Source organism: Wolbachia endosymbiont of Nomada ferruginata (assembly GCF_001675785.1).
Classification (GTDB): domain Bacteria; phylum Pseudomonadota; class Alphaproteobacteria; order Rickettsiales; family Anaplasmataceae; genus Wolbachia; species Wolbachia pipientis.
The window spans coordinates 1-4,142 of sequence record NZ_LYUY01000108.1; the positions used below are offsets into that span (position 1 = coordinate 1).

General features: G+C 36.4%; 2 protein-coding genes and 2 pseudogenes. All 4 read right to left on the bottom strand.

Annotated elements, in window-relative coordinates:
• Positions 1 to 82 precede the first annotated feature (82 nt).
• Positions 83 to 668, bottom strand: a pseudogene (locus BA053_RS06900) (DUF6444 domain-containing protein); the annotation flags it as partial.
• A 205-nt stretch (positions 669 to 873) separates the two neighbouring features.
• On the bottom strand, positions 874 to 3,147 hold the full coding sequence (gene pnp / locus BA053_RS05535; RefSeq protein ID WP_065095169.1) for a polyribonucleotide nucleotidyltransferase: 2,274 nt from the start codon (positions 3,145 to 3,147) through the stop codon (positions 874 to 876).
• 14 nt (positions 3,148 to 3,161) lie between these two features.
• The gene (gene rpsO, locus BA053_RS05540) at positions 3,162 to 3,434 is read right to left on the bottom strand and encodes a 30S ribosomal protein S15 (protein WP_006279944.1); all 273 of its coding nucleotides are present in this window, start codon (positions 3,432 to 3,434) and stop codon (positions 3,162 to 3,164) included.
• Between the two features lie 12 nt (positions 3,435 to 3,446).
• Positions 3,447 to 4,061 (bottom strand): annotated as a pseudogene (locus BA053_RS07730) (tRNA pseudouridine(55) synthase TruB); the annotation flags it as partial.
• Positions 4,062 to 4,142 lie beyond the last annotated feature (81 nt).

The following is a 4,142-nucleotide window of genomic DNA, read 5'->3' on the forward strand; positions in this document are numbered from 1 at the left end:
TGGAAAGGATATAAACGTCTCTTTGATTTAGCAGAAGGATGGCGACTTGCTCACGAACCTCATATTTGTGGGTAATAGTAAGATTTGATATGCTGCCAACACTTATGTTCAAATTAAAAATGTCATTTATGATACTAGCCACTTCACGCTTTGAGTTTTTGTAAAATCCGCTGAGTGCTGCAATTATAGACTTAACCCTTGGACCAAATGTATCTGGCGTAACACCTTCTGGTAACTTGCTACTTTTTCTTTTTCTGCATCTCCGACAACGACCATGTTCCAATTACTACATAAGGCCTAATTTCCGGAAGATCAACTTTTTGGTGCACATAAGGTTTTTCGCATATTACAAGCTCTCCTCCGCATTCGCAAATATTAGGCAACTCTATTTTTACTACTTTATCCGCTTCCATTGTGGCATGAAAATTTCCTTTATGCCCAACCTGATCGCCAACATTCCTTTCGCTTTTTGGCTTGTCCTTTTTTGTTTTGTACAATTCTTTAGAGCTCGGTAGAGATGAATTTTTCGAGTTTAAACCAAGCCTTTCCTTTAATTCAGCGTTCTCTATCTTTAAAGCTTTATTTTCTGCTTTTAAGTTTTCTATCTCTGCTTTCAGTTTTTCTATTTTTTGCTGTAAATTTTTGCAAAGTTCTAAAAGGTTTACCACATTACCTCACTTTTGCTCTATGATTATCTTTTTAGATCACTTTGTCTACCTTATTCTACCACTCCGCTGAACGGATACCTTGGGTTAGCTATAGCTAACACCACAATTGTACTAACATTGTGATTTGAGAACAACCTTCACCAGAAAGGGTGTCATTCCAGTGCTTAACACTGGAATGACGAGAGGTAACGCAAGAAGTTTACTCTTAATAAAAACCTGATGATGAATCATTATTACCAAATTTCGGCCTATTTCTGTTGCTGAAACCAGAACGAGGACGAGGAGGCCTCTTATGGTGACTTCCTCCAGGTTTTCTACTAAATGAATTATTGTAATAATTATCCCTGTCATTTGGACCATCTTTCCTTTCCTCGTTGTAAAGCTCACCTTCAAAAAACTCTCCCGTCTCTTGATCAACCCGACGTCTTGACAACTTTGGACACCCACCTTTTTCGAAGTCAATTACTAGTGCTTTGAAAGTATCATCTTGTTTAAGTACGCTCTCTATAGAATCTATATGTTCATTAGCTACTTCACTTATGTGCATTTTTCCTTTTCTGCCATTAAGAAATTCAAGCTCTACAATAGACTTCTCTATTCTTACAACCTTGACATCAACTATAGAACCTTGTTCTAGTTCTGTTATTGAATCAATCATCATACTCTTTGCAATTTCAGCTTCAGTGCCACTCGTAGCAAAAACAGAAACTTTACCATCATCTCCTATTTCAATTTTTGCATTACTTCTTTCACACACACTGCGTATATTTTTCCCCTTAGAACCTATAGCAGCAGAAATTTTGTCTTTATCTATGTAAAATGATAACATCCTTGGTGCATGGTCTTTGACATCATCACTGTGTTCTGAAATCACTGCATTCATTTTTTCTAAAATATGTAATCTTCCAGCTTTTGCCTGTTCTAAAGATTTTTCAACAATTTCAAAGCTTATACCAGAAATTTTCATGTCCATTTGTAGCGCCGTAACCCCTTCACTAGTTCCTGCTACTTTAAAGTCCATATCACCAAGATAATCTTCATCACCAAGTATATCGGAAAGTATTACATACTCGTCTTTATCTTTGATGAGACCCATAGCAATTCCAGCAACAGGGGCCTTTATTGGCACACCCGTATCCATTAAAGCAAGAGAAGTCCCACAAACTGTTGCCATAGAAGAAGAACCATCAGACTCCAAAATTTCGGACACTACTCTTATTGTATAAGGAAATTCAGACTTATCGGGTAAAACAGGATGAATTGCTTTCCAAGCAAGTTTGCCATGACCGATTTCTCTTCTTCCTGGTGCACGCGCAGCAGAAGTTTCTCCAACAGCAAATGAGGGAAAGTTATAATGCAACATGAAATGCTCACGTCTATCCCCTTCAATATCATCCACAATTTGCTCATCTTGAGTGGTGCCAAGAGCAGTAACAACCAGTGCCTGAGTATTGCCTCTTGTAAATAGTGCAGAACCGTGAGTTTTGGACAGAATATCAACTTCAACTTCTATCTGACGTATCTCATCATGCTTACGACCGTCTATCCTTACACTTTTCTTCCTAATTATTTCACGTACTAAAGATCTTTCAAAGTTTTTTACTGCACACGTAATTAACTTTTCGTCTTTTCCAGTTTCTTTAAGAGTATTCAATATATTCTCTCTGATCGCTTCTAGAGCTTGAACTCGCTCTTGTTTTACTGTTTGCGAATATGCTTTTTCAAAATCTTTACCGTATTTTTCGAGCTCTTGTGTTATATCTGATGCATCAATAGGGGCAAAGCTCTCAGGTTTATTGCCAATTGTATCAGCAAACTCTTTTATGAGCTTAATGACAGGCTTAAGGTGTTCATGGCCAAATTTTATTGCATTAAAAACATTTTCTTCAGAGAGCTCTTTCACTTCTGATTCAACCATTAAAATTGAATTTTCATCACCAGACAAAAACAGATCCAAGCTGCTTGCTTTCATCTCTTGAACAGAAGGGTTGAGTATATAGTTATTATTTTCATCACAACCAACCATCACTCCAGCTATAGTAAAGTGAAAGGGAACACCAGAAATTGCAAGAGCTGCAACAGCACCAATCAATGCTGGCACTTCAGGAGGATTGACTGTATCATAAGTTAATAGATTGCACACCACACTAATTTCATCATGAAATCCTTCTGGGAATAGTGGTCTTATACTTCTATCTATTACTCTTGAGATTAAAGTTTCTCTATCAGATGGCTTGCCTTCTCTTTTAAAAAACCCGCCAGGGATCTTACCCATGGCATAGCTTTTTGCGATAAACTGCACATTTAAAGGTAGGAAATCAACGCTTTCTTCCTTCTTTTTACGTACAACAGTTACTAAAACAGAAGTATCACCGTAATTTACAACTACTGAACCATGAGCTTGGCGTGCTATTTTTCCTGTTTCTAAAGATAAGGCACGACCACCCCACTCTATAGATTTTTTTATAATTTTAAACATATTAAATTCCTCGATTATTTTCTAATGCCTAACTTCTCTATTAATTCCTGATAGGCTTCATTACCAAATTTACGCTTTATATAATTTAAGTGCTTGCGTCTTCTACCTATCAATATAAGTAAACCACGCTTAGAGTGATGGTCATGCTTGTGCACTTTAAAATGCTCAGTTAAGTTACTGATCCTCTCGGTCAAAATTGCACATTGTACAAAAGATGAGCCTGTATCATCTTCTTTAATTGCATATATATTTATCAAACTCTTTTTCTTTTCGGATGTTATCGACATCTAAACCTCATTTTAAATATTAAAAACACGAATAGGTTTCACACAACCATAAATAAAACTGCAGATTGCAATAGGTACACTACCCACCACCGTACAACAAATATCATGATTCTTTAAATTACGCAAGTTATTTAATACAACTTCCTGACCTTTTCTGATTTTCCCCGCATCTTCTAGGGAAATTTCAACTTTGAACATCGATTTTAAAGCCGATTCAATGGGGATGACGAAACTTTTTGTATTACTCCCTGTCACTCCATCATCTTCTGTCATCCCACCCCCCTCTGTCATCCAAGTAGCTGACACTGGGATCCAGCCTATTTCATCACGAACATTGTTTTTGACATATGCTCCTAGAATCTTTTGTCCATTACATGATTTGTAAGTATTTGTATATCTGGATCCCAGTGTCAAGCACTGGGATGACATCGGAGAGTAAGTTGTTGTGTTTTTTTTAGTAAGTTGCTCAATTGTCACTGATTCATTTTCTCTAAAGTCACCTACCATAGTTCTTCTTAATTTTGTAATGTGTCCAAAACAATTTAATGCAATTCCAAGATCACGAGCAATTGATCTTACATATACACCACTACCGCATATCATAGAAAAATTTGCACTATTTGATATCTTACTATTACCCACAAATATAAATGGACTAAAAAGTAAAATATTACAATATTAAAGTTTGCAAATATTGAGGGTATAAAA